This window comes from Streptomyces sp. P1-3, from assembly GCF_050613155.1.
In the GTDB taxonomy this organism is placed as follows: domain Bacteria; phylum Actinomycetota; class Actinomycetes; order Streptomycetales; family Streptomycetaceae; genus Streptomyces.
Genome location: NZ_CP192512.1, coordinates 2191401 through 2217952 on the forward strand (window position 1 = coordinate 2191401; position 26552 = coordinate 2217952).

Consider the following 26552-nt stretch of genomic DNA (forward strand, 5'->3'; position numbering starts at 1 on the left):
GGCCCCATAGGTACCACGTGCCTCTCAGCGCACGCCGCGGGCTTCCTCCAGATACGCCATCGCCCCGACACCGTCCTCCGCGAAGAAGACCAGTTCGGTCAGCGGCAGCGGCAGGAACCCCTCCTTCTCCATACGCTGGAACTGCTCCTTCAGTCCGTCGTAGAACCCGGCGGTGTTGAGCAGCACCACCGGCTTCGCGTGCAGGTTGTGCTTCTTCAGCTCCAGGATCTCGGTCGCCTCGTCCAGCGTCCCGGTCCCGCCGACCATGATCACAATCGCGTCGGCGCGGGCGAGCATCTCCGCCTTGCGCGCGGCGAGATCCTTGGCGACCACCATCTCGTCGGCGCTTCCGCGAGCCCTCTCCTGCAGGAACTCCACCGAGACCCCGACCAGCCGCCCACCGCTCTCCTGCACCCCGTCCGCCATCACCTTCATCAGGCCGACATCCGAGCCGCCCCACACGAGGGTGTGCCCGCCCCGGCCGATGAGCTGGGCGAATTCGCGGGCGGGGGCGGTGTAGCGATCGTCGAGGTCGGCGGCGGAGCAGAAGACGCAGATGTTCATGCCCCGTACGGTAACCGCAACACGGTCGGCCGCGGCGGCTCGTGAGCGGGCCGGCGGTCACGCGTCGCCCGACGCCTCGTACCCCGCCTCCGTGCCCCCCGTCCCCGTGTCCCCCAACGCCGCGTACGCACGGCGCCGCAGCGCCTCGGCCCGCGGGTCCTGGTAACCGGTCAGCACGTCCAGCGTTTCCGCCCGGTGGCCGCGCGCCTCAGCGTCCCGGCCCAGCTCGTCCAGTGCGACGGCGAGGCCGTCGAGGGCGAGGGCCAGCTGCCAGAGGTCGTTCAGCTCGCGGTGGGCGGCGGCCGCGGTCCGGTGGAAGTCGGCCGCCTCCTCGAACCGTCCCAACTGCCGGTAGGTCTCACCGGCACCGTGCCACGCGCGGGCCTCGCGCGACCGGTCGCCCAGCCTGCGCTGGAGCATCGCGGCCCGCTGGTACGCCGCCAGCGCTTCCGGGGCCTGGCCGGTCGCCCGGTGGGCCGCACCGAGGTCGAGGAGCCAGAACGCCTCCCACGAGTCGTTCCGGTGGGCCCGCGCGATGTCCACCGCTTCCTGGGCGGAGCGCAACGCCCCTTCCGCAGCCCCCGGTTCGCCGGACTCGCGCTGCACCGCGCTCAGGATCCGCAGCGCGTTGCCGACGCTTCCCTGGCTGTCGCTCGCGCGGTGGCGGGCCAGGGCCTCGGTGACGGCGTCGCGGGACTCCCGCAGCCGCGACAGCTCATAGCGCGTCTCGGCGAGGTTCGACAGCATCACCGCCTCCCAGTGGGCGGCGTCGAGGTCGCGGAAGACCGCACGCGCCTGCTCGAAGTGCGCCTCGGCCTGCGCGAGCCCGCGCCCGCGCAGCTGCGCCAGCCCCAGGTCGTTGAGCGAGAAGGCCTCACCCATGCGGTCGCCCAGCTCCCGGCGGACGGCCAGCGCCTCCTCGTGGCAGCGGGCGCCGTCCACCAGGCGGTGCGACTGCGTGTAGGCCATGCCGAGGCTCTCCAGGAGGTCGGCCTCTGCCGCGCGGTCGCCCAGCCTGCGGGCGGCTCGCAGGCCGATGTGGCTCACGGCGAGCCACTCCTCGAAGGGGTTGCGCAGCATGTGAATGGACTTGAGCACCGCGGCCAGTTGCCAGGCGGCACGGTCGGCCCCGGCATCCCCGGCCGCGCGTGCGGCGGCCACCAGGTTCTCCCGCTCCTGCTCGTACCAGCTCAGTGCGTCGTCGTAGCCGGGGAACTCCAGTGGCACGACGCCGTCCTCCGGCGCGCCGAGCCGGATCGGCGACTCCTGCGGGTTGATCCACGCCTGGGCGGCGGCCGCGGTCCGCAGGTACCAGGCGAGCACGCGGCCGAGAGCCGCGTCCCTGGCCTCGGGAGTCTCCTCACTGTCCGCCTGGTCGCCCGCGTACGCGCGCAGCAGGTCGTGGAAGGCGTAGCGGTCGGGGCCGGTCTGCTCCACCAGGTGCGCGCCGACGAGGGTGTCCAGCAGCCGCCGGGCCTGGCCGGTGGGGACACCGGCGAGCGCGGCCGCGGCCGGGGCCCCGAACTCCGGCCCGGGGTGCAGGCCGAGGAGCCGGAAGAGGGAGGCGGCCTCGGGGGTGAGGGCGCGGTAGGACCAGGCGAAGACGGTCCGCACCGCTTCGGCCTCCTCGTCGTCCCCGATGCTCAGGGCGTCCCACAGGGCGGATTCGTCGCGGAGGTCTCTTATGAGGTCGTCCAGCCGCATACGGGGACGGCTCGCGGCCCGTTCCGCCGCGATCCGCAGGGCCAGCGGCAGCCGGGCGCACAGCCGGGCCAGTTCGATGAGCTTCTCGCGGTCGTCCTGGTCCCGGTAGTCGGCGGTGACCGCGCGCAGCAGGGCGACGGCCTCCGTTTCCGAGAGGGTGTCCAGCGTCAGGCGGCGGGCTCCGTCGCGGACGCTGAGCCCGGACAGGCGGCTCCGGCTCGTGACGACGACCAGACAGCCGGCGGTGCCGGGGAGCAGCGGGCGGACCTGCCCCACGGTGGCGGCGTTGTCGAGGACGATCAGCATGCGCCGGCCCGCCAGCGCCGACCGGTAGAGCGCGGCCGCCGCCTCGGAGTCGGTGGGGATCGCCCGCGCGGGCACACCGAGCGCCGCCAGGAAGCGGTGCAGCGCCTCCCGCGGGGTGACGGGCGCGCCGGGGTCGTACCCGCGCAGGTTCACATACAGCTGGCCGTCGGGGAAGTGCGCTTCCATGCGATGGGCCCAGCGCAGGGCCAGCGAGGTCTTGCCGACCCCGGCCGTGCCCGCGATGACGCAGAGGGACATGAGCGGCTCGTCACCGCCGCCGGTGTTCCCGCCACCGACGTTCCCGCCGCCCCCGCCGCCGCCCGTGAGGATCGCGTCGAGCCACCGCAGCTCCTCGCGGCGGTTGACGAACCCCCTGGTGTCTCCCGGGAGTTGGCGGGGCCTGGGGTTGTCGTACGGGGAGCGGGGGTGGGAACCCGTGTGGAAGTGGATGTCGCCGCTGATGTCCCGGGCCTGGACCACTTCGGAGGCTGCCCCGGACATCTCCGACCGCACCCAGTGCGCCCCGGGGCCCGCCCGGCGCTCCCCGCCTCCCCTGTCCTCTGCGTGCTCGTCGCTCATCTACCCCGGCCCCGGTGCTGGTAAGTGGGCCACCTCACGGTCGAAATAGGGGATCACGTCCTCTCCGAACTCGTACAGGTCTCTGGTGAAGTCGCGGCAGCGCGCCGTGACACGAGGGTCGACGAATCTCACGGCCCCGTCGAGGATCCCCTGATCGTCGTAACGGATCTTATAGACCGTGCGGTTGCCGAGGGTGAGGAGCTCGGGCAGCGGCCCGTCGGCCTCCAGTCCCCGGATCCGCTCGGGGCCGACCACCCGGATCCGCTCCCCGTACTCCGCCCGCAGCCGCAGCAGATGGAGCTCCCATTGCAGATACGGCGCGAGGGGCTCCTCGACGACGCGGACCCGGAAGAGGCTGATGCCGCGCTCGTCGTTCTCCTGGGCGAATTCCCGCAGCCAGTCGCGCTCGTCCTCCACCAGCCGCATGGCCGTTTCCCAGTCTCCTCGGGAGAACGCCTCCCAGCTGGGGAACCCGGGTTCCTTGAACTCCTGCTGCCGCTCCAGCTTCCAGGAGTCCTGGCCATCGATCGTCCACTGCCGCGCCCGGAAGTCCTCGCGATAGGCCGCGAGGGGCAGCACCTCGCCTTGCGCCGGGTCGAGCCCGATCGTCTCAAGGCCGAGCATCGGGGATGTCCGGCTTCGCCGAGCTCAGCATGGCACCGGGCAGGATGACCAGCCGTTCGTCGGAGCGCATGACGACCCCCTCGGGGAGCCGCTCCCGGTAGTCGTCCGTCAGATCACGGCCGATGACCGCGATGTCCCCGTTGTCCAGCTCCCAGATCTCGGGGCAGCCGTCGCGGCCGTTGGTGGTCCCGAGCTCGCTCGCCGACTTGCCTAACCTGCGGTGGAACACCGCGGAGGAGTCGGCCTCCCAGGCACGTGTCACGTCTCATCCCCCAATGCATGAGTCCGCTGTCCGGCACGCGGCATCGCGCACCGTTCCGATTACTCACCGTAACCATCCCGGCAATACAAGTCAACGACGCCCGCCGGTCACGCTCCGACTGTCCGGAACTTGACGACACATTTGGATCACGAGACGATACGTCTCGTTCAGTACGCGCACCGAAAGGGCCACCGGCATGCACCACGTCTCCACCGCCTTCGTCGAGGTCGCCCCCGGCATCCACCTGTGGACCGAGCAGCGCGGGGCCGACGACGCCCCTCCGCTGCTGCTGATCATGGGCGCGCAGGCATCCGGACTGGGGTGGCCGGACGGCCTGGTCGACCGGCTCGCCGCACACCACCGGGTGATCCGCTACGACCAGCGCGACAGCGGCCGCTCCCCATGGGCGTTCGACCAACATCCGTACCGCGTCACCGACTTGGCCGAGGACGCGGTGAAGGTCCTCGACGGGCTCGGCATCGAGCGGGCGCACCTCGTCGGCATGTCACTGGGCGGGATGCTCACCCAGATCGTCCTGGCCGACCACCCCGACCGGGTGCTCAGCGCCACCCTCTTCAGCACCTGCGCCATGAGCACGGCCCCGCTCGTCCACCCCGACGGGACCACGACCCCCGCCGACGAGCTCCCCGGCATCGACCCCCGGGTCCTGGAGGAGTGGGCCAAACCCGTCGAGGACCACGGCCTCGAGGCCGAACTGGACCGGCGGGTACGGCACTGGGAGCTGCTCAGCGGCGGCCAGATCCCCTTCGACGCGGACTACTTCCGCGGCTTTGAGCGCGGCATCATCGAGCACACCGGGCACTACGGCACGACGGACGCGGTCAGCCGCGCCGACGACTCCGGGATGCTGCGCACCGAGGCCCTCGCCGCGACCGAGGTGCCCACCCTCGTCGTCGCGGCCCCGGCCGAGCCGGTGTTCCCGCCGCCGCACCCCGCGCACATGGCGCACGTCATCAACGGGGCCCGGCTGGTCGAGATCCCGGGCATGGGCCACACTCTGCCACCGCAGGTCCACGGCCCGCTGGCCGAGGCGATCCTGGCGCACACCCTCGGGGTGAGCGTGGGCTGACCCTCCGGGGCGGTTCAAGACCAAAGCCTCCCGCCACGCGATGGAACCGCGTGGCGGGGGGCTTTACGTAGCCAGGGGCAACGCGTGCCAGGAGCGGAGCGTGCCAGGGGCAACGCGTGCCAAGGGCGGCGCGGGGCCGCGCGTCTACTGCGCGGACGACGCCCGCGCCCGCTCCGTCGTGGCGATCGTCGCCGAGCCGACCACCCGCGTCTCGTCGTACAGCACAATCGCCTGGCCGGGTGCCACGCCCCGTACCGCCTCGGTGAAGGAGACCCGCAGCTCCTCGCCGACCATTTCCGCGCTGACCTCGGTCTCGCCGCCATGGGCGCGGAGCTGGGCCGTGTACGTGCCGGGGCCCGCCGGGGGCGTGCCGCACCAGCGGGGCTTGACGGCGGTCAGGGCCGTGACGTCCAGAGACGCGGCCGGGCCGACCGTCACCGTGTTGTTCACCGGGGAGATGTCGAGGACGTAGCGCGGCTTGCCGTCCGGTGCCGGGACTCCCAGCCGCAGGCCCTTGCGCTGGCCGATCGTGAAGCCGTACGCGCCCTCGTGGGTGCCCACCGTGTTGCCGTCCTCGTCGACGATCTCGCCTTCCGCCTTGCCCAGGCGGGAGGCGAGGAAGCCCTGGGTGTCGCCGTCGGCGATGAAGCAGATGTCGTGGCTGTCCGGCTTCTTCGCGACCGCCAGGCCGCGGGCCTGCGCCTCGGCGCGGATCTCGTCCTTGGTGGTGAGGGTGTCGCCGAGCGGGAACATCGCGTGGGCCAGCTGCCGCTCGTCCAGGACCCCGAGGACGTAACTCTGGTCCTTGGCCATGTCACTCGCGCGGTGCAGCTCACGCGTGCCGTCCTCGCGGGTGACGACCGTGGCGTAATGGCCGGTGCACACGGCGTCGAAGCCCAGCGCCAGCGCCTTGTCCAGCAGCGCCGCGAACTTGATCTTCTCGTTGCAGCGCAGGCACGGGTTCGGCGTGCGGCCCGCCTCGTACTCCGCGACGAAGTCCTCCACCACGTCCTCGCGGAAGCGCTCGGCCAGATCCCATACGTAGAAGGGGATGCCGATCACGTCGGCGGCGCGGCGGGCGTCGCGCGAGTCCTCGATCGTGCAGCAGCCGCGGGCGCCGGTGCGGAAGGACTGGGGGTTGGCGGAGAGCGCGAGGTGCACACCGGTCACGTCGTGGCCCGCCTCGGCGGCGCGGGCGGCGGCGACGGCGGAGTCGACACCGCCGGACATGGCCGCGAGCACGCGGAGGCGGCGGCCGTCACGGGGAGCGTTCGGATCGGGTGCGCCCGGGAAGTCAGTCATAGCCCCTCCAGGGTACGGGGCCCGCGCCCCTGCCAGACCTGTCCGCCCTCGGCGCCCGCCCGGAGTGATGTACGGCACGCGGACGCGGAACCCTGACCGGCGGTCCGCGCGTTGAGCATCGCATGAGCGACACGCCTGCGGCCGACCGCGACGCGGCCCCGGCGCCCGGCCGCCACGACGCGGCGCCGGCGTCCGGCGGTGCGGGCATCGGGCCTGCCACCGGTTCCCGCGCGCTGAGCAGGCGCGCCCTCGTCCTGGGCGGGACCGCCGCGGCCGGGCTGGGGCTGGCCGGAGGGGCCTACGCGTTCCGCGACGAGCTGGAGCGGTGGTGGTGGCGGCTGCCCGGGAACGACCGGCCGCGCCGGGAGGGCGAGGTCGACCACCCGGGCGCGCGGTGGATCGCGGCCTCGGCGGCGAACTGGCGGCGGGCCGACCGGCCGTACGACTACGCCGTCGACCGTGTCGTCGTGCATGTGGTGCAGGGTGGCCACGACGACGCCGTGCGGGTGTTCCGCGACCCCGAGCACGGCGCCGCCGCCCATTACATCGTGCGCGGGGACGGGCGCATCACGCAGATGGTGCGGGAGCTGGACGTCGCGTTCCACGCCGGGAACCGCTCGTACAACGAGCGCAGCGTCGGCATCGAGCACACCGGCTTCGTGTCGCGCGCCGGCTCCTTCACCGACGCGATGTACCGCGCGTCGGCCCGGCTCACCGCGCGGATCTGCGAGCGGTACGGCATACCGGTGGACCGGGAGCACCTCGTCGGCCATGTGGAGGTGCCGGGGACGGACCACACCGACCCCGGTCCGCACTGGGACTGGGACCGGTATCTGCGCTTGGTCCGCACCGCCCCCGCGCCGTCCCCGCGCGACTCGTCCGGCGAGCCACGCGACTGAGGGACAGGCTCAGCTCAGGCCCGCGCTCCGGGCCCGTTCCACCGCCGGACCGATCGCCTTGGCCAGCGCCGCCACGTCCGCCTCCGTCGAGGTGTGCCCCAGCGAGAAGCGCAGCGTGCCGCGCGCCAGGTCGGGGTCGGTGCCGGTGGCCAGGACGACATGGCTGGGCTGGGCGATGCCCGCGGTGCACGCCGAGCCGGTGGAGCACTCGATGCCCTGCGCGTCCAGCAGCAGGAGCAGCGAGTCGCCCTCGCAGCCGGGGAAGGAGAAGTGCGCGTTGGCGGGCAGCCGGCCGGCCGGGGCGGGGTCGCCGCCGAGGACCGCGTCGGGGACGGCGGCACGGACCGCGGACACCAGCGTGTCGCGCAGCGCCCCGATCTCGCGGGCGAAGCCCGCACGGCGCGCGGCCGCCAGTTCACCGGCGACGGCGAAGGCGGCGACCGCCGGGGCGTCCAGGGTCCCGGACCGCACCTGCCGCTCCTGCCCACCGCCGTGCAGCAGGGGCACTGGGGTGTACTCACGGCCCAGCAGCAGCGCCCCGATGCCGTACGGGCCGCCGATCTTGTGACCGCTCACGGTCATGGCGGCCAGCCCCGAGGCGGCGAAGTCCACCTCCAGCTGGCCGAACGCCTGGACCGCGTCGGCGTGCAGCGGAACGTCGAACTCCCGCGCCGCCTCGGCCAGTTCATGGACCGGCATGACGGTGCCGATCTCGTTGTTGGCCCACATGACGGTGGCGAGGGCGACATCGGCGGGGTCGCGGGCGATGGCCTCGCGCAGCGCCTCGGGGTGCACCCGCCCGTACCCGTCGACGGGCAGCCACTCGATCCGCGCGCCCTCGTGGTCGGCGAGCCAGTGGACCGCGTCGAGCACGGCGTGGTGCTCCACGGGGCTCGCCAGGACCCGGGTACGGGCCGGGTCGGCGTCCCGCCGGGCCCAGAACAGCCCCTTGACCGCGAGGTTGTCGGACTCGGTCCCCCCCGCGGTGAAGACGACCTCACTGGGGCGCGCGCCGAGCGCGGCCGCGAGCGTCTCCCGGCCCTCCTCGACGGTGCGCCGGGCACGCCGACCGGCGGCGTGCAGCGAGGAGGCGTTGCCGACAACGGCCAACTGCGCGGTCATCGCCTGCACCGCCTCCGGAAGCATCGGGGTGGTGGCGGCGTGGTCGAGGTATGCCATGGTGTGACGATTCTACGAGCCGGAGGGTCTGCGGCGGCACGGCCGGGTGGCACAGCGCGGTGTCCGCGCCGAAGCGCGCTCCGACTCGTAACGTCGGGATCATGAGCAGTGAGAGCAGGAGTGAGACCCGGCAGGAGCGGTTCGACCGGGGCATGCGGGTACTGACGGAGATCGACGGCAAGGCCGGTCGGCGCGTCGTCGCCTCCCTCGCCGGGATCTCCCCGGAGCTGGGCCACCAGATGGTCGCCTGGGGCTTCGGTGACATCTACGCCCGGCCGGAGCTGGCGCCGCGCGACCGGCAGCTGGTGACCCTGGGCATGCTGGCGGCGCTGGGCGGTTGCGAGGCGCAGTTGGAGGGGCATGTGGACGCGGCGCTCAACGTGGGGCTGACGCCGGCACAGATCGTGGAGGCGCTGCTGCACTCGGCGCCCTACTGCGGCTTCCCTCGCGCCATCAACGCGACGATCGCGGCGAAGCGGGTGTTCGCGCAGCGCGGCCTGCTCCCCGTCGGCGCGGAGCCGGGCGAGGACGTCGACCCGATGTAGCCCCTCAGGCGGTCTCCTCCGCCGCCGTGCTGCGCCGGTTCCACGCGCGGGGCGCGCGCCAGCCGAACCGCATCGCCAGCAGGCGCAGGACGAAGGCCACCGTCGCCGCGAGCGCGCTGGTCGTCGCGTTCAGCTCGTCGAAGCGGATGAGGAGCGCGGCGAGTGTGGCGCCGACCATGGCCGGGACCGCGTACAGGTCGCGGTCCCAGCGCAGCAGCGAGGGGACCTCGTGCGCCAGCACGTCGCGGAGCACGCCGCCCCCGACCGCCGTGGCCAGGCCGAGCGTGGCGGACGCGGTGAGGCCGAGTCCGTAGTCGTGGGCCTTGGTGGTGCCCGTGACGCAGAACAGCCCGAGCCCCGCCGCGTCGAAGACGTTCACCGCCTTGGTGATCCGTTCGACCTCGGGGTGGAGGAAGAACACGATCAAGGTGGCGACGAGCGGGGTGAGGAAGTAGCCGAGGTCGGTGAAGGCGGTGGGCGGGACGTCGCCGATCATCAGGTCGCGGAACAGCCCGCCGCCCAGCGCGGTGACCTCGGCGAGCACCGCCATGCCGAACACGTCGAAGTTCTTGCGTACGGCGAGCAGCGCGCCGGAGATCGCGAAGACGAAGATCCCGGCGATGTCCAGCGAGTGCTGGACGGAGGGGCTGAACAGATCGGTGAGCACGCGACATTCTTACCTGTCGCGCACATCATCTCCGGCCGGGCCCGGTGCCGGGCCCGGCCGGAGATCACGAACGGCTCACTCCTGGGAATCGGACATGTTCTCCGGGTGGTGGCACGCCACCTGGTGGCCGGTCTTCAGTGCCACCAGCGGCGGTTCCTGCGTCCTGCACAGGTCCGTCGCCTTCCAGCACCGGGTGTGGAACCGGCAGCCCGGCGGCGGCGCGATCGGCGAGGGCACGTCGCCCTTGAGCAGGATGCGTTCCCGCTTGGCGCGCCGCTTGGGGTCCGGCACCGGCACCGCGGACAGCAGCGCCTTGGTGTACGGGTGCATGGGCGCCTCGTACAGGGACTTGCGGTCCGCGAGCTCCACGATCTTGCCCAGGTACATCACCGCGATCCGGTCCGAGACGTGCCGGATGACCGACAGGTCGTGGGCGATGATCACGTACGTCAGGCCCAGCTCCTCCTGGAGGTCGTCCAGCAGGTTGACCACCTGCGCCTGGATGGACACGTCCAGCGCCGAGACCGGCTCGTCCGCGATGACCAGCTTCGGCTTGAGCGCCAGCGCGCGGGCGATGCCGATGCGCTGCCGCTGGCCGCCGGAGAACTCGTGGGGGTAGCGGTTGTAGTGCTCGGGGTTGAGGCCCACCACCGACAGCAGCCGCTGGACCTCCTTCTTGACGCCGCCCTCGGGCGTGACGCCCTGGAGCTTGAACGGCGCGCTGACGATCGTGCCGACCGTGTGCCGGGGGTTCAGGGAGGAGTACGGGTCCTGGAAGATCATCTGGATGTCGCGGCGCATCGGGCGCATCGCCGCGGTGCCCAGATGGGTGATGTCCCGGCCCTCGAACTCAATCCTGCCGCTGGTCGGCTCCAGCAGGCGGGTGATCAGCCGCCCCATGGTGGACTTGCCGCAGCCGGACTCGCCGACCACGCCCAGGGTCTCCCCCGGCCGGACGTCGAAGTCCAGCCCGTCGACCGCCTGCACCGCGCCGGTCTGCCGCTGGAGCAGCCCCTTCTTGATGGGGAAGTGCTTGACCAGGCCGGTGACCTTCAGCAGCGGCTCGGGGGAGTCGGCGTCCGCCGCCTGCCGCTCGACCGCCGCCGTCTTCGCCACGCTTGGTTTCTCGGTCTTCTCGGTCACAGCTTCGGCGCAATCTCTTCGGTCCAGATCCGGGTGCGCTCCTCCTGCGACATGTGGCAGGCGGAGAAGTGGCGGTCGCCGACCTGGCGCAGTTCCGGGCGCTCGGTGCGGGTGATGCCGTCCTTGGGCACGTCGGCGTACGGGCAGCGCGGGTTGAAGGCGCAGCCGCCGGGGATGTTGATCAGGCTCGGCGGGGACCCCTTGACCGGGATGAGCCGTTCGGTCTGGTCGCGGTCGATGCGCGGCATCGACCCGAGCAGGCCCCAGGTGTAGGGGTGCTGCGGCTCGTAGAACACCTTCTCCGCGGGGCCGCGTTCGACGCAGCGCCCGCCGTACATCACCAGGATGTCGTCGGCGAGCTCGGCGACGACGCCCAGGTCGTGGGTGATGATGATGACCGCGGAGCCGAACTCCTTCTGCAGGTCGCGGATGAGGTCGAGGATCTGCGCCTGGACGGTCACGTCCAGGGCGGTCGTCGGCTCGTCGGCGATCAGCAGCTCGGGGTTGTTGACCAGCGCCATCGCGATCATCGCGCGCTGGCGCATACCGCCGGAGAACTCGTGCGGGTAGTTGTCCACCCGCTTGTCCGGCTGCGGGATGCCCACCCGGTCCAGCATCTCGATCGCCCGCCTGCGGGCGGTCTTCTTGTCGACCTGGTGGTGGACCCGGTAGGCCTCGCTGATCTGCTTGCCTACGGTGAAGTACGGGTGCATCGCGGACAGCGGGTCCTGGAAGATCATGGCCAGTTCGCGGCCGCGCAGCCGCCGGACCTCGTCGGGGTCGGCGGAGAGCAGCTCCTTGCCGTCCAGCCAGATCTCTCCGGAGATCCGCGCCTTCTGCCGGCCGTAGTTGCCGACCCGGTGCAGGCCCATGATGCCGAGCGAGGTGACCGACTTGCCGGAGCCGGACTCGCCCACGATACCGAGGGTCTTGCCCTTCTCCAGCGCGAAGGAGAGCCCGTCGACGGACTTCACCAGGCCGTCGTCGGTCGGGAAGTGCACCTTCAGATCGCGCACCTCAAGGTAGGCGCCCGGCCGTGCGCCGTCCTCGGCCACCGGCTCGCCGACGGCGCCGGACTTCGCCACGCCGCCGAGGGCGGCGGGCTGCTCCGGCTCGCCGGCTGCGCCCGTCTTCTCAAGGTCCGTCACGAGAGCCTCACTCGGGGGTCGATCACGGCGTACAGCAGGTCCACGACGAGGTTGGCGATGACCACGAAGAACGCGGCGACCAGCGTGACCCCGAGGATCACCGGCAGGTCCTTGTTCTGGATCGCGTTGACCGCCTCGTAGCCGAGACCGCGGAGGTTGTAGGTGGACTCGGTCAGCACGGCGCCGCCGACCAGCGCCCCCAGGTCCAGGCCGAAGATGGTCAGGATCGGGGTCATGGTCGAGCGCAGCGCGTGCTTGCGGATGACCACCGATTCCTTCAGGCCCTTGGCCCGGGCGGTGCGGATGTAGTCCTCGCCCATCACCTCCAGCATGGTCGCCCGGGTCAGTCGCGCGTACATCGCCGCGTAGAGGAAGGCGAGGGTGACCCATGGCAGCATCAGGTTGCTGAACCATCCGCCGGGATCCTCCATGAAGGGGACGTACTCGGCGGAGGTCCAGCCGAGTTGGTAGGAGAAGATCGCCAGGGACAACAGGCCGGTGAAGTAGATCGGGAGGGACACGCCGGCCAGCGCTCCGATCATGGCGGCGCGATCCCAGACCGTGCCGCGTTTGAGTGCGGAGACGATGCCGACGCCGACGCCTCCGATCAGCCAGAGGACGGCGGCTCCACCGGCCAGTGAGGCGGTGACCGGCAGCCGGTCCTTCAGCAGGGGCCACACCTCTTGCTCGGTCTTGAAGGAGTAGCCGAAGCACGGGGCGGGGCAGTGCGTGACCTCGACGCCGTCGTCGTAGTCCCGGCCGACGGCGATGCCCTTGACGAACTCGCCGTACTGCACCAGGACCGGCTCGTCGAGACCGAGCTTCTTGCGGGTGCCCTCGACCGACGCTTTGTCGGAGTTCTTGCCGACGTACATCAGGGCCGGGTCGGTGCCGGTCAGCTTCGGCACCATGAAGAAGACTCCGAACGTGGCCAGGGTGACCACCAGGAGCATGACGACGACTGTGACGAGCCGCCGGATGATGTACACAAGCACTGTGGTCGGCCTCCGGGCGGCCGCCCGGGATCTCCCCCAGACTTCGTCTGGAAGGTGCCCCCAGGTCGGCCGCCCGGCAGGCCCTCACCTGCCCTTCGCTCTATCGGGACGGACCATCGGTCGCGTACCAGGACCGATTACTTGCCGCCACCCTTGACACCGAGCGAGACGAAGTCGTACTTGCCGTTGAAGCCGTCCGACGTGTACGCGTTGGTCAGCTCCGGGCTGCGGTAGTTCAGCGACTTGTCGTAGACGAACGGCAGGTAGACCGCCAGGTCGCTCAGCCGCTTGTTCAGCTGCTTGTAGTGCTCCGCGGCCTTGGCCGGGTCGGGCTCGGCGATGGCCTTGTCGAACAGCTCGTCGATCTGCTTGTCGTCGACCATGCCGTAGTTGTTGTTGCCGCTCTCCAGGGTGAAGCGGCTGTCGACCAGCGGCTGCAGGAAGCCCGATCCGGACTGGAAGTCCGCGCCCCAGCCGTAGACGATCAGGCCGTAGCCCTGCTTCTCGACGTTGTTCGGGGAGCCGATGACGGCGTTGCCCTGCGCTCCGTCGAACTTGTCGATGTCGACCTTGATGCCGACCTTGCCCAGGGCGTCCTGGATGGCCTCGGCCGAGGCGATCTCGGCGGGCTCGTTCTGGCGCACCGCGAGCTTGGTGGAGAAGCCGTCCGGCTTGCCGCACTGCTTCAGCTCGTCCTTGGCCTTGTCCAGCTGCGGCTTGCCGCCGTCCTTGCGCAGCTCGTACGGGTCGCTTTGCGGGTCGTGGCCGGGGACGCCCGGGGGCAGCATGTTGATGCCGACCTCGCCGCCGTAGGTGCCGCCGCGGGCGGCGAGCAGCGAGGTCTTGTCGGCCGCGTAGAGGACGGCCCTGCGGCAGTGCACGTCGTCGAACGGCTTGACCGTGTTCGGCATGACCGCGTAGCGGATGAAGCCGGTCAGCGGGTCGTCGGTGTTGGCCTTCTGCGACGCGTCACGGAGGATCTTGGCGCGGGCCGCGGTCTGCACACCGCGCTGCGTGAGGTTGAGGTGGTAGTCCCCCGCCATCAGCTTGGCGTCCGCGTCGTTGGCGTTGGTGGTGAAGGTGACCTTGACCTCGTCCGGCAGGGCGGCGCGGATCGGGTCGGAGGACTTCTTCCAGTGGGTGTTGCGCTCCAGGATGAGCTCCTTGCCCGGGTCGTACGACTTGAACTTGTACGGTCCGGAGGAGAACGGGCGCAGCGTGTACTTGGCGCGGGTGTCCTTGGCCGGCGGCACCGGGGTGGACGTGGGCAGCGCCAGGATGCCCTCGAAGTCGTAGTTCGCCTTGGGGAGCTTGAAGGTGATGGTCTTCTCGTCCGGCGTCTCGATGGACTTCAGACCCAGCTTCTTGGGGTCCTTGTCCTTGTACGGGCCGGGGTACTTCTGCCCGTTGTCCAGGATCTGCATCAGGTACGGCGGGCCGCCGTTGATGACATCGGTGGCGAAGGTGCGCTCGATGCCGTACTTGATGTCCTGCGAGGTGATCTTGGAGCCGTCCTCGTAGTAGAGGTCGTCGCGCAGGGTGTAGGTGTAGGTCTTGCCGTCGCCGCTGACCTTGGCCTTGCCGGTGGCCATGTCGGGGACGATCTCCATCCCCTCCTTGCCGGGCTTGGGCGCGTAGCTCACCAGCTGGCGCGTGTAGAACCGGGCGAAGTCCCACATGAAGCCGTAGTAGCCGCGCTGCGGGTCCCAGAAGTCGGCGTCCTGGGTGCTGATGAACTTGAGGGTGCCGCCCTTCTCGGTGGACGGGTTGAGCACCTTGGTGAGCGCGGCGTTGAAGCCGGCTCCGTCGGCGTCGTTGTTCTTGTCTCGGTTACGGCCGTTTCCGCCGCCGCACGCCGCCGTCGCGGCGAGCAGCGCCGCGACCGCGGCACCGGCCGCGATGCGGCGGGTGGCTCTGCTCGTGGTGATCACTGTGTCGCATCCTCCGTGAAGTGCGGTACTGCCCCGCTCAGCGGGAACCCTTGGGGTCGAGCGCATCGCGCACACCGTCGCCGAAGAGGTTGAAGGCGAGGACGGTGATGAAGATGGCCAGACCAGGAATGATCATGAACGCGGGGTCGAGGTCGTAGACCGGGACGGCCGCCGACAGCATCTGCCCCCACGACGCGGTGGGCGACTTGACGCCGGCCCCCAGGAAGCTGAGCGCCGCCTCCGTGAGGATGTTGGTGGGGATCATCATGGTCGTGTAGACCAGGATCGGCGCGACCAGATTGGGCAGCAGCTCCTTGATCAGGATGTAGAACCGCCCGGCGCCGAGGCTGCGCGCCGCCTCGACGTACTCGCGCTCGCGCAGACTGAGCGTCTGCCCGCGCACGATGCGGCCGACGTAACTCCATCCGAAGAAGCCGATCACCAGGACCAGCACGCCGAGTCTGACGCCGGACCCGGACAGCCCCCACAGTTCGCCGGGGATGACCGAGACCAGGGCGATGATGAACAGCAGCTGCGGGAAGGCCAGCAGCAGGTCCATCGTCCGGCTGATGAGCGCGTCGACCCAGCCGCCGAAGTACCCGGCCAGGATGCCGAAGACGGTGCCGAGCACCACCGAGACCAGTGCGGCGAGGAACGCGACGAGCAGGGAGACGCGGGCGCCGTAGACGACGCGGCTGAACACGTCGCGGCCGTTGACCGGTTCGAGCCCGAAGAGGAAGTCGCCGCTCATGCCGCCCAAGTCGCCCTCGGGCAGGCCGGTTTCGGCGTTGAGCTTGTCGACGTGGAAGTCGTTCGGCGGATGGCCGAACAGCTTCACGATGAGCGGGGCGAAGACGGCCACCAGGATCAGCAGGATCACGATGATGCCGCCGGCGAGGGCGACCTTGTCGCGCTTCAGCCGCATCCAGGCGATTCGCCCGGGCGACCTGCCCTGGATCTCCTTCTCGGGCACGCCGGCGGCAACCTCGACGGCGGCGGCCTCGGCCGCGCCGGTGTCATGCAATGGTGCCGTCATCGTTGTGGGGACCCCTCTCGCCGGCGGTGACCGGCCCACGACCCGCCGCGCGATGGCGGCATGGTTCACATCAGTGGTGCGCAACGTCGTGCGGATGGTGCGGCAGAACTCGCAAACAGAGGCTCGTACGCTGGAGCGACGTCTCTTGGAGCGGGAGTCTTCAACGGGCTCGCGATCAGCCGCCAGACCCCTCGGGCAATGGATGCGCAACCGTGATGTGGCGCACAACGTTCCGTTAACCGAACAGCCGATACCCGTGAGCGTGCCGCGAACCGGCCGGGGGTACGCCGAAAACCGGCCGGGCGGAAGCCGCCCCGACACCGGGAGGAGTCAGTCGCCGCAGGTCAGAAGGTGGGGCGCGGGGGCGGGTAGCCGTAGCCGTAGGACGGCGCGGGCGCGCCGCCGTAGGCGTCCCGGTCGAAGAACGGACGGGAGTTGGCCCGCAGCCACATCGCGACCGGGTCGAACTCGTCCGACATCGCGACCGTGGAGACCGGCAGTCCGTCCGGCACCGCGCCGACGGACTGCCGCATCATCAGCCGCGCCGCCTCGACGGACGGCTGACTCGTGTCGTACAGATCAAGACCAATCACCAGATACGGGGCACCGAGGGCGGGTTGCACCCAGGCCCGGCGCAACGACCGCACAACGGGCGTACGGTGCGCGTTCTGCCCCAGCAGGGCGTAGAACTGCGGGATCTCGATCGCGGGTTCGCTGATCCGCAGGGGTCCGGCGGGCAGCTGGTCCAGGCCGACCGCGATCCGCCGCAGATCGAGCCAGGGGATGCCGACGCCGCCACCGGGGGCGTGCGGGTTGAGCCACAGGCCCCAGCGGTCGCGGTAGAGCGCGGCGGAGATCTGGCGGCCGCCGATCACCTCGTGCGCGCGGTTCCAGCCGCTGGCGGACAGCTCCTGCCCCGAGGTGACGCAGGGGGCGTAACCGAGGCCGTCGACCTCCATGTTGCCGTACTGGGCGTCGGGCGCCCCGGGGGTCCCGTGCCACAGCAGCATCCACACGGAGCCGTCGGCGAGAGCGCGCAGCAGCGCCTCGTAGGTGTCGTACCGGCCGGGAGCGACCTGCTGCAGCATCTGCTCGACCTGACCGGCAGCCGCCGTACCACCTCCCGCGACCGCGCTCACCTGTGTCCGCCCCTTCCCTGGGTCATCACCGCATCGCTCCGGTGCGCGGCGCCGCACCCCGCCCGGTCATCCCACCAGCTTACGAGTCCGCCCCGGCATTGACCGGCACGGTCACCGATCACGGTCGTAGAACGGCCGGACCCGCTCCAGCATCCAGTCGCCGACCGGGTCCTGGGCGACGTCCAGCAGCACCAGCTGGACGGGCCAGGGCACGGGCACCGCGCCGAGCGCCCGGCCGAGCGCGTCGAGCACGAGCGCCTGGGTCTGGGGTGTCGGGAGGTCCACCTGGACGCCCACGAACAGCGTGGGGGCGTCGCCCTCGACGCGGGCCAGGGCGCGCCGGGCGGTCCGTACGTCGGGCACCTTGGCGAACTCCAGCCCAGCGGCGGCCAGGAAGTCCACCGGTTCGTCCTGCCAGTCCGGTTCGAACAGCATCACCCGGCCGCCGGAGGCCGGACCGTCGAGTTCCGTGCGGCCGACCCTGCACAGCTGGGCGACCGCGGGCGGCGGGAGCGGCGCGCCGACCGCGCCGCCGGGGTTCACGGCGATGCCGAGCTGCGGGGGCAGGCCGCGGGCGAACTCCACGGCGGGGGCCACGGCGAAGGACATCCGGTCGCCGACGATCCGCAGGAACTGCTGTTCGGAGCTGAAGACGGGGACGTACGCGCCGCCGTCGATCTCCAGGGTCGGCAGATCGAGGTCGGTGCTGCCGGGGCCGCCGCCGTTGGGCAGCGGGATCCACACGTGGCTGCGGCCGAGGACCTCGACGATCCGGGCGCCCGCGCCCGGCACCCCGACGGAGGCGGCGAGCACCTCTTCGAGTTCGTTGCCGGGAAACGCGCCGTCCAGCGCCTCGGACCCGTCGCTCTGGATGCTCATCCCGTCCCCACCGCCATCTCGCCCAGCCTGCACAGCACCCTAACGGCTGCATGCCCGCCGTTCATCGGCAGCCCGCGTCCGGCGCGGGATACGCGCAGGTCGCGGGGCATGGCGGCGGAGCCGTACGGCGACTGCGGACGGTATCGGAAAAGTTGCGGACCGCAACCGGCCATGCACACCGTGGTCGCGTACCCGGGTTGACATACCGAAGGGACTACTCATCCATGCGCACCAGTAAGGCGACCTATACCGCCGTCTCCGCCGCGATCTGCGGCTCCCTGGTCCTGGGCTTCGCTGGCCCGGCTATCGCCGACGGGCCCATCCCGGACCGCCCCGAGTCCGCCAAGGCGGCCCCCCGCGAAACGTCCCACCGCCTCGTGGCCATCCACAAACTCCGCGACGCCATCCAGGACGCCGACGAGTTCATCGCGGAGGCCAGGCAGCGGGACCCGGACCGCTTCCGCCTCGGTTGGTTCCGGGACCGAGTGGAGACGAACGGCATCAACGCGGTCCAGGCCAGCAAGAAGGCCGCGCTGAAGGCCAAGATCCGCGGAAAGAAGGCCGACCCGTCCGACGACCTGGTGGGCCTGCTGGAGCGGCTGCTCGAAGGCGTCGACGAGCTGCTCGCCGCGGTCCTGGCCGACCGGGACAAGAGCGTCCGGATGACACTGGAGCAGGACCTGTCGGACGTGCAGGAGGACCTGCGGCTCGTGCTGCCCAGGCTGCTGACCGTGCTGCTCTAGCCCAACGGTCCGAACGACGGACAGCCCGGAAGCCTCACTCGAAGCCGATGCCCTCCAGGGCATCGGCGGCGAGGCGGTCCAGCAGCACCGCCGAGGCGCAGCCCCGCGGCGGGCTGCCGTCCTCGGCATCGGCCACCAGGCGGGCCACGGCCCGTCTGTGCCGGAGGAAGGCGTAACCGGAAACCCCCCGACCACGTGCCGCCTGCCCCCTGAGCGCGAGGGCAGGCGGCACGTCCAACAGGATCAGGTGCAGCCGGCGGCCGCGCCGCCGGGCGTGCCACGCCAGCCAGCGGCGCACCCAGCGCAGCGTGCCGCAGTCGTGCACCACCACACTCGAGCCCGACCGCAGTGCGCGGCGCAGTCGCGCGTAGTGCGCCAGCCGCACCAGCGGGCGGTACAGCCCGTACGGCAGCCAGCCCGGCAGCCGCCGCTCCCAGCTCTCCCGGGTGTCCTGGGAGTCCACGCGCAGCACCGGGCCGCCGCGCCGGTCCAGTCCGGGCACGGTCCGCCTCATCAGGGTGGACTTGCCGCTGCCGGGCAGTCCGGAGGTGACGGCGAGGTCACCGGCCGGGAAGCGCAGCTCGCCGGCGGCCGGGGCGGGAAGGCCGCGCAGGTCGTGGACGGGCCGGCTCCGGCCGGGCCGGAGCACCGGCCGCCGCTCCCCGGTGACCTGCTCGCACGGCCGGGGGTGACCCCGCGCGACGTCGTTCTGGCACCTGCGCTGCCTCTGCACCGTGATCGTCCTCCTGGGTCCGGTCACCGCCCCCTACCCGAAGAGTGTCAAGGGAAGGCAATGGCGTACAAGGAACGTCCGATTCCCGTCCGGGGGTTCCCTTGTGGCGCGCACGTGCGATGATGTGCGCGCCAACTGCATACCGGCCGCTTGAATCCGCGCGGGAGAGTCCCCGGACCGGCAGTCACTGCCGGGCGACGGGGCGCCGAAGGAGCAAGTCCTCCCTTGAATCTCTCAGGCCCCGATACCGCGCGGGCGAGGCAGATCTGAAAAGCGAGCCGCTGCTGCGGCTCCGCCGAAGGTGCAAGCCGTCCCCCGCCCGGGGTCACGGTGAAGCTCTCAGGTTCCGATGACAGATGGGGAGAACTTCACCCATACGCCCTCGCCTGGGAGCAAATGACCATGACTGACGCCCCACGCCACACCGCGCTCGACGCGCTGCACCGCGCGCTCGGCGCCACCATGACCGACTTCGCCGGCTGGGACATGCCGCTGCGCTACGGCAGCGAGCGTGACGAGCACACCGCCGTGCGGACCCGCGCGGGCCTGTTCGACCTCTCACACATGGGCGAGATCACCCTCACCGGCCCGCAGGCGGGGCAGGCGCTGGACCACGCGCTGGTGGGGAACCTGTCGGCGCTCGCGGTCGGCCGGGCCCGGTACACGATGATCTGCGACGCCGAGGGCGGCATCCTCGACGACCTGATCGTCTACCGGCTGGCCGCCGAGGAGTACATGGTCGTGGCGAACGCCTCCAACGCCCAGGTGGTGCTGGACGCGCTCACCGAGCGGGCCGCGGGCTTCGACACCGCTGTGCGGGACGACCGCGAGGCGTACGCGCTGCTCGCCGTCCAGGGGCCGCAGTCCCCCGCCATCCTGAAGTCGCTCACCGACGCCGACCTCGACGGCCTGAAGTACTACGCCGGGCTGCCCGGCACCGTCGCCGGGGTGTCCGCCCTGATCGCCCGTACCGGCTACACCGGCGAGGACGGCTTCGAGCTGTTCGTGGACCCGGCCGACGCCGAGAAGCTGTGGCAGGCGCTGACCGAGGCGGGCGCGGACGCGGGCCTGGTGCCGTGCGGCCTCTCCTGCCGGGACACCCTGCGGCTGGAGGCGGGCATGCCGCTTTACGGGCACGAGCTGACCACAGCGACGACGCCGTTCGACGCGGGGCTGGGCCGCGTGGTCAAGTTCGACAAGGAAGGCGACTTCGTGGGCCGGGCGGCGCTGGAGGCGGCCGCCGAGCGGGCGAAGGCGGCACCGCCGCGGAAGCTCGTGGGGCTGATCGCCGAGGGCCGCCGGGTGCCGCGCGCCGGGTTCTCGGTGGTGGCGGCGGACGGCACCGTGATCGGTGAGGTCACCTCCGGGGCGCCGTCCCCGACGCTGGGCAAGCCGATCGCCATCGCGTACGTGGACGCCGCGTACGCCGAGCCGGGCACCGAGGGCGTCGCGGTGGACATCCGCGGCGCCCACGAGCCGTACGAGGTCGTGGCCCTCCCCTTCTACAAGCGGCAGCGCTGACGTACCGCGAGCGGCGCCGGACGGGCGCGCGGCACGGCTCCGCGGCCCCGGCGCACTGACGAATTCGTCACCCTCGTCCCACCTGGCAAGACCCACGGCACATCCACACCTTCGGATCCAGGAGAATTCACGTCATGAGCAACCCCCAGCAGCTTCGCTACAGCAAGGAGCACGAGTGGCTGTCGGCCACCGAGGACGGCGTGGCGACGGTCGGCATCACCGAGCACGCCGCCAACGCGCTCGGTGACGTGGTCTACGTCCAGCTTCCGGCGGTCGGTGACACGGTGACCGCGGGCGAGTCCTGCGGCGAGCTGGAGTCGACCAAGTCGGTCAGCGACCTGTACGCCCCGGTGACCGGTGAGGTCGTCGAGGCCAACCAGGACGTCGTGGACGACCCGTCGCTGGTGAACTCCGCCCCGTTCGAGGGCGGCTGGCTGTTCAAGGTCCGCATCACGGACGAGCCGGACGACCTGCTCTCCGCTGACGAGTACACCGAGTTCTCCGGCTCTTAAGGATCCTGACGCATGTCGCTTCTCAACAGCTCCCTGCACGAGCTCGACCCGGACGTCGCCGCCGCCGTCGACGCCGAGCTCCACCGCCAGCAGTCCACCCTGGAGATGATCGCGTCGGAGAACTTCGCTCCGGTCGCGGTCATGGAGGCCCAGGGCTCGGTCCTCACCAACAAGTACGCCGAGGGCTACCCCGGCCGCCGCTACTACGGCGGCTGCGAGCACGTCGACGTCGTCGAGCGGATCGCCATCGAGCGGATCAAGGCGCTCTTCGGCGCCGAGCACGCGAACGTGCAGCCGCACTCCGGCGCGCAGGCGAACGCGGCGGCGATGTTCGCGCTGCTCAAGCCCGGCGACACGATCATGGGCCTGAACCTCGCGCACGGCGGGCACCTGACCCATGGCATGAAGATCAACTTCTCCGGCAAGCTCTACAACGTGGTCGCCTACCACGTGGACGACACCGGCGTCGTGGACATGGCCGAGGTCGAGCGGCTGGCCAAGGAGACCAAGCCGAAGCTGATCGTGGCCGGCTGGTCGGCGTACCCGCGCCAGCTGGACTTCGCCGCCTTCCGCCGGATCGCGGACGAGGTCGGCGCCTACCTGATGGTGGACATGGCCCACTTCGCGGGCCTGGTCGCCGCCGGTCTGCACCCCAACCCGGTGCCGCACGCCCACGTCGTGACCACGACCACCCACAAGACGCTGGGCGGCCCGCGCGGCGGCGTGATCCTGTCCACGGCCGAGCTCGCCAAGAAGATCAACTCGGCGGTCTTCCCCGGCCAGCAGGGCGGCCCGCTGGAGCACGTCATCGCGGCGAAGGCGGTGTCCTTCAAGGTCGCGGCGTCGGAGGAGTTCAAGGAGCGCCAGCAGCGCACCCTGGACGGCGCCCGCATCCTGGCCGAGCGCCTGACGCAGCCGGACGTGGCCGAGGTCGGCGTCTCCGTGCTGTCCGGCGGCACGGACGTGCACCTGGTCCTGGTGGACCTGCGCGACTCCGAGCTGGACGGCCAGCAGGCCGAGGACCGGCTGCACGAGATCGGCATCACGGTCAACCGCAACGCCATCCCGAACGACCCGCGCCCCCCGATGGTCACCTCGGGCCTGCGGATCGGCACCCCGGCGCTGGCCACGCGCGGCTTCACCGCGGACGACTTCCGCGAGGTCGCCGACATCATCGCCGAGGCGCTCAAGCCGGCCCATGACACGGAGCCGCTGAAGGCCCGCGTCACGGCGCTCGCCGAGAAGCACCCGCTGTACCCCGGGCTGTAACCGCACGCCCACACGCCCGACACGGGGCACTGTGCACACTGGAGGGTGCGCGCAGTGCCCCCGGGTGCCGGCGCACACACCGCGTACGCACGCCTCGTGGCACCGTGTACGCACACACGTCGGCGTAAGCGCACCCCGCGTACGCCCGCACACAATCGCCCATGTACGCGCGTCACACCCCGCGTACGCGCACCACATCCCGCGCACAGCACCTACCGCACGACCGCCCACCAGCAGACAAAGGGGTCCGCCACCGTGGCCATCTCCGTCTTCGACCTCTTCTCCATCGGCATCGGCCCGTCCAGCTCCCACACTGTCGGCCCGATGCGCGCCGCGCGCATGTTCGTCGGCCGGCTGAAGAAGGACGGCCTGCTCGCCCAGACGGCCTCGGTCCGCGCGGAGCTGTTCGGCTCCCTCGGCGCGACCGGACACGGCCACGGCACCCCCAAGGCCGTCCTCCTCGGCCTGGAGGGGCACTCCCCGCGCACCGTCGACGTGGAGACGGCCGACGACGAGGTGGAGCGGATCCGCAGCACCGGGCGGCTGCGGCTGCTGGGCGCGGAGATAGGGACCGCCCACGAGATCGCCTTCGACGAGTCGACCGAGCTGATCCTGCACCGCCGCCGCTCGCTGCCGTACCACGCCAACGGCATGACGCTCTTCGCATACGACCGCGAGGGGGTGCCGCTGCTGGAGAAGACGTACTACTCGGTCGGCGGCGGGTTCGTCGTGGACGAGGACGCGGTCGGCGAGGACCGGATCAAGCTCGACGACACCGTCCTGAAGTACCCCTTCCGCACCGGCGACGAGCTGCTGCGCCTCTCCCGCGAGACGGGCCTTTCGATCTCCGCCCTGATGCTGGAGAACGAGAAGGCATGGCGTACGGAGGAGGAGATCCGCGCCGGCCTGCTGGAGATCTGGGAGGTGATGCGCGCGTGCGTGGCCCGCGGCCTGTCCCGCGAGGGCATCCTCCCCGGCGGCCTCAAGGTCCGCCGCCGCGCCGCGCACTCCGCCCGCCAGCTGCGCGCCGAGGGCGTCCAGCAGGCGCACGCCATGGAGTGGGTCACGCTCTACGCGATGGCGGTCAACGAGGAGAACGCCGCGGGCGGCCGCGTGGTGACCGCCCCCACCAACGGCGCGGCGGGCATCATCCCCGCCGTCCTGCACTACTACCTCAACTTCGTCTCGGGCAATGCCTCCGCAGAAGAGAAGGAAGAGGGCGTGGTCCGCTTCCTGCTCGCCGCGGGCGCCATCGGCATGCTCTTCAAGGAGAACGCCTCCATCTCCGGCGCCGAGGTCGGCTGCCAGGGCGAGGTCGGCTCGGCCTGCTCCATGGCCGCCGGCGGCCTGGCCGAGGTCCTGGGCGGCTCCCCCGAGCAGGTGGAGAACGCCGCGGAGATCGGCATGGAGCACAACCTGGGCCTGACCTGCGACCCGGTCGGCGGCCTGGTGCAGATCCCGTGCATCGAGCGCAACGGCATGGCCTCGGTGAAGGCGGTCACCGCCGCCCGCATGGCCCTGCGCGGCGACGGCCGCCACCACGTCTCACTGGACAAGGTCATCAAGACCATGAAGGAGACGGGCGCCGACATGAAGGTCAAGTACAAGGAGACGGCGCGGGGCGGGCTCGCGGTCAACGTCATCGAGTGCTGAGGGAACAGGGCCTGACCTGGGGTTTCGATCCTTTCAGAGCTGTCAGGCCCTTCCCTGCCTACTCAGCGAACAATCCCTGAGAAGTCCCTGGGACAGACCTGAAAGTCCCTGAAAAGTCCTCGAGGGCAGGGTGTCTGACCAGGTTGCTCGGGATTCCTCCGCGGAGCGAACGTCCCTCAGAACATCGGAACAGCTGCCCACTGGGCCGCGACGCCTCCGCCATAGGCGTCCAGTCCCGCTTGCGACTCGCCAACCAATGCCTTACCTCGGGCACGCCGCGTAAAAATAGCCCGAAATTGTAAGCTTCTGGGGCACAGAAAGAGTGAGCGCCCCATCTACCACACTCTGACTCATCCATGGCATGCGTTCACGAATATTCCGACACGGGCCTTGCAGCTAGTAGTTAAGTCATTTCCATGAACGACTCATGGCCCGAGACCAACAGCCATCGACGTACCCGGCCTTGACGAGCCGGTCTCTGTCCAAGACTTCCTGGGCCTCGACGCTGAACACCTGGCAGGCCCTGGCCAGGCCGATGCCGTTGCGAAGCTCCACTTGCCAACCAAGCACATACTCCTGGCCATTGACGCCAAGACGACGGCGACCGGCTCGGTATCGGACAGTCAGATCAGCTTCGAAGGTCTCAGAGAGCACCGGACCAAGTGCGGCGCGACGACATCCGTAGTGATCGGCCCCGACTTCCATCCCCGGGTCCACGCGGCCGCCGCCAAGGACGGGAACACAGCCATCCTGCTTGCGGAAACCCTTGGCGAAGCCGTCCTGCTCCACGACGACTCGCCCTTCTCCCCAGACGATCTGCTGGTGCTGTTCACCCCCGACCTGACCGCCAAGCAGCGAGGCTCAGCACTCAGGCGGTCGCAGGAGAAGCGCCGCGATTTCATGACGGTCCTGAGCGCGATCATCACACAGCTCGACCTTGAAGTGCGTGATGACAACCCGATGTACCCCGGAGGGTGGCTCGGGCCCAACGAACTACGCCGCGACCTGCGTAAATTGGGCATCTCGGCCGATGTCATCAGCCAGGCTCTGGCCCTCCTCTCCTCACCATTCGTGGCTGTTGCAGAACAGGGCAAGGACCGGTTCCGGCTGGTGGTACCACCGTCAATGGTGGCAGCACGGCTACGCTCGCTCGCGGCACATCTCGTCACGTAGACCGCTGAAAGAAGTGGCTCGGCGCTTCTGGTCTCGCGGCGGTCGGCAAATCGCTGACGCCGGGCTTTCAAGGCCGGAGGCCGGCGGACCCTGGCCTCTCATAGGGGTGGCGCGGAGTGGCAAGCTCTCAGCTGTCCGCTCGGCGCTGCTCCACAGCGTGGCATAGCCGGGCACATCTCCAGCGCGACAACCAGCCAGGCGGTACATGTGCTAGCGTTGGTACATGTCGATGAAGAGGACGAACGTCTACGCAGATCCCGAAGATCTCGCCCTCATCAAGGAGGCCGCCCAGCGACGCGGAATCCCGGAAGCCGAGATCATCCGTGAGGGAATCCACCTCGCCGCCATGGCGAACCGTGTGTGGGACGAGCCCTTCGACTGGCCCACCTTCGAGGGCGGTGGGGAACCGGCGAGCAGCGAAGATGTCACCGCGGCGGTAGCCGAGGGAGCTTCCGAGCAGTGATCGTCATTGCCGACACGTCCGGCATCATCGCAGCCTCGGACCGGAAGGCTCCCGAGGCCGCCGACTGCCAGAGCGTGCTTCGCGAAGCTGGGACTGTGATCATCTCTCCGTTGGTCCTCGCTGAGGTCGACCACCTGGCCAAAGCCCGGTTCGGCTCCACCGCCCGCTCCACGATCGTCGCGTTCATCCTCGATCAGGTCCGCCGCATGCGCTTCCAGGTCCCCCCAACCACCACCGAGATCCTCGATGCGGCGCAGGCCGTCCAGAAGCGCTATGCCGACCTCGACCTGGACTTCGCCGACGCGGTCAACGTCGCCCTGGCCGCCGAGTACCGCACCGACGCCGTGCTGACCCTCGACCGCCGGGACTTCCGGGCCGTGCGCCCGCTCACTCCCCACAAGGCATTCCGGCTGCTGCCCGATGACGCGTAGCTGACAGCGGTAGAAAGTCCCTGAATTGCCCCTGTCGCCGACCGCGGCCTGCCAGGCAGCCG

26 protein-coding genes and 2 riboswitches are annotated in these 26552 nt (G+C 70.7%); of the genes, 11 read left to right on the forward strand and 15 right to left on the reverse strand.

The features are described from left to right. Positions 1–24: 24 nt before the first annotated feature. From ACQUSR_RS08995 to ACQUSR_RS09010, 4 genes are read right to left on the reverse strand one after another with little or no spacing between them, the layout of a single operon-like run. Positions 25–564 (reverse strand): TIGR00730 family Rossman fold protein, encoded by a 540-nt coding sequence (locus ACQUSR_RS08995; protein WP_431042028.1) that lies wholly within the window; start codon positions 562–564, stop codon positions 25–27. Positions 565–621: 57 nt separating this feature from the next. After that, a complete protein-coding gene (locus ACQUSR_RS09000; RefSeq protein ID WP_431042029.1) occupies positions 622–3153 on the reverse strand; it encodes an ATP-binding protein in 2532 nt (843 codons plus the stop codon). Further along, entirely contained in the window at positions 3154–3777 is a 624-nt protein-coding gene (locus ACQUSR_RS09005; RefSeq protein WP_431042030.1) for a DUF6879 family protein, read from the reverse strand. Beyond that, positions 3764–4039, reverse strand: a complete 276-nt coding sequence (locus ACQUSR_RS09010; protein ID WP_431042031.1) for a hypothetical protein — start codon at positions 4037–4039, stop codon at positions 3764–3766. The genes ACQUSR_RS09005 and ACQUSR_RS09010 overlap by 14 nt, the downstream gene beginning before the upstream one ends. 196 nt (positions 4040–4235) lie before the next feature. Here ACQUSR_RS09010 and ACQUSR_RS09015 point away from each other — a divergent pair, with 196 nt between their 5' ends. Beyond that, on the forward strand, positions 4236–5129 hold the full coding sequence (locus tag ACQUSR_RS09015; protein WP_431042032.1) for an alpha/beta fold hydrolase: 894 nt from the start codon (positions 4236–4238) through the stop codon (positions 5127–5129). Positions 5130–5273: 144 nt separating this feature from the next. Here the strand turns inward: ACQUSR_RS09015 and mnmA are convergent, their stop codons facing one another. Then, on the reverse strand, positions 5274–6431 hold the full coding sequence (gene mnmA, locus ACQUSR_RS09020; RefSeq protein ID WP_431042033.1) for a tRNA 2-thiouridine(34) synthase MnmA: 1158 nt from the start codon (positions 6429–6431) through the stop codon (positions 5274–5276). A 122-nt stretch (positions 6432–6553) separates the two neighbouring features. Between mnmA and ACQUSR_RS09025 the strand changes: the two genes are divergently transcribed. Beyond that, positions 6554–7330 (forward strand): N-acetylmuramoyl-L-alanine amidase, encoded by a 777-nt coding sequence (locus tag ACQUSR_RS09025; RefSeq protein ID WP_431042034.1) that lies wholly within the window; start codon positions 6554–6556, stop codon positions 7328–7330. Positions 7331–7339: 9 nt separating this feature from the next. On the opposite strand, the gene ACQUSR_RS09030 is transcribed toward ACQUSR_RS09025, so the two are convergent. Then, the gene (locus ACQUSR_RS09030) at positions 7340–8509 is read right to left on the reverse strand and encodes a cysteine desulfurase family protein (protein WP_431042035.1); all 1170 of its coding nucleotides are present in this window, start codon (positions 8507–8509) and stop codon (positions 7340–7342) included. Positions 8510–8610: 101 nt separating this feature from the next. Between ACQUSR_RS09030 and ACQUSR_RS09035 the strand changes: the two genes are divergently transcribed. Then, positions 8611–9054 (forward strand): carboxymuconolactone decarboxylase family protein, encoded by a 444-nt coding sequence (locus tag ACQUSR_RS09035; RefSeq protein ID WP_431042036.1) that lies wholly within the window; start codon positions 8611–8613, stop codon positions 9052–9054. 4 nt (positions 9055–9058) lie between these two features. Here the strand turns inward: ACQUSR_RS09035 and ACQUSR_RS09040 are convergent, their stop codons facing one another. From ACQUSR_RS09040 to ACQUSR_RS09075, 8 genes are all read right to left on the reverse strand, one after another. Next, entirely contained in the window at positions 9059–9721 is a 663-nt protein-coding gene (locus ACQUSR_RS09040; protein WP_431042037.1) for a trimeric intracellular cation channel family protein, read from the reverse strand. 75 nt (positions 9722–9796) lie between these two features. Then, entirely contained in the window at positions 9797–10837 is a 1041-nt protein-coding gene (locus ACQUSR_RS09045; protein ID WP_431042038.1) for an ABC transporter ATP-binding protein, read from the reverse strand. Between the two features lie 23 nt (positions 10838–10860). Then, positions 10861–11949 (reverse strand): ABC transporter ATP-binding protein, encoded by a 1089-nt coding sequence (locus ACQUSR_RS09050; RefSeq protein WP_431047457.1) that lies wholly within the window; start codon positions 11947–11949, stop codon positions 10861–10863. Between the two features lie 59 nt (positions 11950–12008). Continuing rightward, on the reverse strand, positions 12009–13007 hold the full coding sequence (locus tag ACQUSR_RS09055) for an ABC transporter permease (protein WP_431042039.1): 999 nt from the start codon (positions 13005–13007) through the stop codon (positions 12009–12011). A gap of 137 nt (positions 13008–13144) precedes the next feature. Continuing rightward, positions 13145–14935: an ABC transporter substrate-binding protein gene (locus ACQUSR_RS09060; RefSeq protein WP_431047459.1), complete on the reverse strand. Its 1791-nt coding sequence runs from the start codon at positions 14933–14935 to the stop codon at positions 13145–13147. A 40-nt stretch (positions 14936–14975) separates the two neighbouring features. Continuing rightward, the gene (locus ACQUSR_RS09065) at positions 14976–15974 is read right to left on the reverse strand and encodes an ABC transporter permease (RefSeq protein ID WP_431042040.1); all 999 of its coding nucleotides are present in this window, start codon (positions 15972–15974) and stop codon (positions 14976–14978) included. A gap of 344 nt (positions 15975–16318) precedes the next feature. Then, positions 16319–17113, reverse strand: coding sequence for an enhanced serine sensitivity protein SseB C-terminal domain-containing protein (locus tag ACQUSR_RS09070; protein ID WP_431042041.1), 795 nt, complete (start codon positions 17111–17113; stop codon positions 16319–16321). A 111-nt stretch (positions 17114–17224) separates the two neighbouring features. Continuing rightward, positions 17225–17992 (reverse strand): enhanced serine sensitivity protein SseB, encoded by a 768-nt coding sequence (locus ACQUSR_RS09075; RefSeq protein ID WP_431042042.1) that lies wholly within the window; start codon positions 17990–17992, stop codon positions 17225–17227. A 224-nt stretch (positions 17993–18216) separates the two neighbouring features. Here ACQUSR_RS09075 and ACQUSR_RS09080 point away from each other — a divergent pair, with 224 nt between their 5' ends. After that, a complete protein-coding gene (locus ACQUSR_RS09080; RefSeq protein WP_431042043.1) occupies positions 18217–18735 on the forward strand; it encodes a hypothetical protein in 519 nt (172 codons plus the stop codon). 34 nt (positions 18736–18769) lie between these two features. Here the strand turns inward: ACQUSR_RS09080 and ACQUSR_RS09085 are convergent, their stop codons facing one another. Then, positions 18770–19468, reverse strand: coding sequence for an AAA family ATPase (locus ACQUSR_RS09085; RefSeq protein WP_431042044.1), 699 nt, complete (start codon positions 19466–19468; stop codon positions 18770–18772). A gap of 151 nt (positions 19469–19619) precedes the next feature. Further along, positions 19620–19728, forward strand: a riboswitch (glycine riboswitch). Continuing rightward, positions 19729–19834, forward strand: a riboswitch (glycine riboswitch). Between the two features lie 36 nt (positions 19835–19870). Here ACQUSR_RS09085 and gcvT point away from each other — a divergent pair. The 7 genes from gcvT (at position 19871) to ACQUSR_RS09120 (ending at position 26490) form a co-directional block, all read left to right on the forward strand. Beyond that, complete coding sequence (gene gcvT, locus ACQUSR_RS09090) at positions 19871–20989, forward strand: glycine cleavage system aminomethyltransferase GcvT (protein ID WP_431042045.1); 1119 nt, start codon at positions 19871–19873, stop codon at positions 20987–20989. 134 nt (positions 20990–21123) lie between these two features. Beyond that, entirely contained in the window at positions 21124–21501 is a 378-nt protein-coding gene (gene gcvH, locus ACQUSR_RS09095; RefSeq protein WP_431042046.1) for a glycine cleavage system protein GcvH, read from the forward strand. Positions 21502–21513: 12 nt separating this feature from the next. Beyond that, complete coding sequence (gene glyA, locus ACQUSR_RS09100; RefSeq protein ID WP_431042047.1) at positions 21514–22770, forward strand: serine hydroxymethyltransferase; 1257 nt, start codon at positions 21514–21516, stop codon at positions 22768–22770. A gap of 255 nt (positions 22771–23025) precedes the next feature. Continuing rightward, complete coding sequence (locus ACQUSR_RS09105) at positions 23026–24423, forward strand: L-serine ammonia-lyase (protein ID WP_431042048.1); 1398 nt, start codon at positions 23026–23028, stop codon at positions 24421–24423. Positions 24424–24978: 555 nt separating this feature from the next. Further along, entirely contained in the window at positions 24979–25596 is a 618-nt protein-coding gene (locus tag ACQUSR_RS09110; RefSeq protein WP_431042049.1) for a hypothetical protein, read from the forward strand. 223 nt (positions 25597–25819) lie between these two features. After that, on the forward strand, positions 25820–26059 hold the full coding sequence (locus ACQUSR_RS09115) for a CopG family transcriptional regulator (protein WP_431042050.1): 240 nt from the start codon (positions 25820–25822) through the stop codon (positions 26057–26059). Further along, positions 26056–26490 carry a type II toxin-antitoxin system VapC family toxin gene (locus ACQUSR_RS09120; RefSeq protein ID WP_431042051.1) on the forward strand — a complete coding sequence of 145 codons (435 nt, stop codon included), beginning with the start codon at positions 26056–26058 and terminating at the stop codon, positions 26488–26490. The genes ACQUSR_RS09115 and ACQUSR_RS09120 overlap by 4 nt, the downstream gene beginning before the upstream one ends. Positions 26491–26552: the final 62 nt, after the last annotated feature.

Excerpts from the sequence above, each read along its gene's own strand:
- ACQUSR_RS08995 (WP_431042028.1), bottom strand. The coding sequence starts at position 564 with ATGAACATCTGCGTCTTCTGCTCCGCCGCCGACCTCGACGATCGCTAC.
- ACQUSR_RS09000 (WP_431042029.1), bottom strand. The coding sequence starts at position 3,153 with ATGAGCGACGAGCACGCAGAGGACAGGGGAGGCGGGGAGCGCCGGGCG.
- ACQUSR_RS09005 (WP_431042030.1), bottom strand. The coding sequence starts at position 3,777 with ATGCTCGGCCTTGAGACGATCGGGCTCGACCCGGCGCAAGGCGAGGTG.
- ACQUSR_RS09015 (WP_431042032.1), top strand. The coding sequence starts at position 4,236 with ATGCACCACGTCTCCACCGCCTTCGTCGAGGTCGCCCCCGGCATCCAC.
- mnmA (WP_431042033.1), bottom strand. The coding sequence starts at position 6,431 with ATGACTGACTTCCCGGGCGCACCCGATCCGAACGCTCCCCGTGACGGC.
- ACQUSR_RS09025 (WP_431042034.1), top strand. The coding sequence starts at position 6,554 with ATGAGCGACACGCCTGCGGCCGACCGCGACGCGGCCCCGGCGCCCGGC.
- ACQUSR_RS09030 (WP_431042035.1), bottom strand. The coding sequence starts at position 8,509 with ATGGCATACCTCGACCACGCCGCCACCACCCCGATGCTTCCGGAGGCG.
- ACQUSR_RS09035 (WP_431042036.1), top strand. The coding sequence starts at position 8,611 with ATGAGCAGTGAGAGCAGGAGTGAGACCCGGCAGGAGCGGTTCGACCGG.
- ACQUSR_RS09065 (WP_431042040.1), bottom strand. The coding sequence starts at position 15,974 with ATGACGGCACCATTGCATGACACCGGCGCGGCCGAGGCCGCCGCCGTC.
- ACQUSR_RS09075 (WP_431042042.1), bottom strand. The coding sequence starts at position 17,992 with ATGAGCATCCAGAGCGACGGGTCCGAGGCGCTGGACGGCGCGTTTCCC.
- ACQUSR_RS09080 (WP_431042043.1), top strand. The coding sequence starts at position 18,217 with ATGCGCACCAGTAAGGCGACCTATACCGCCGTCTCCGCCGCGATCTGC.
- gcvT (WP_431042045.1), top strand. The coding sequence starts at position 19,871 with ATGACTGACGCCCCACGCCACACCGCGCTCGACGCGCTGCACCGCGCG.
- gcvH (WP_431042046.1), top strand. The coding sequence starts at position 21,124 with ATGAGCAACCCCCAGCAGCTTCGCTACAGCAAGGAGCACGAGTGGCTG.
- glyA (WP_431042047.1), top strand. The coding sequence starts at position 21,514 with ATGTCGCTTCTCAACAGCTCCCTGCACGAGCTCGACCCGGACGTCGCC.
- ACQUSR_RS09115 (WP_431042050.1), top strand. The coding sequence starts at position 25,820 with ATGTCGATGAAGAGGACGAACGTCTACGCAGATCCCGAAGATCTCGCC.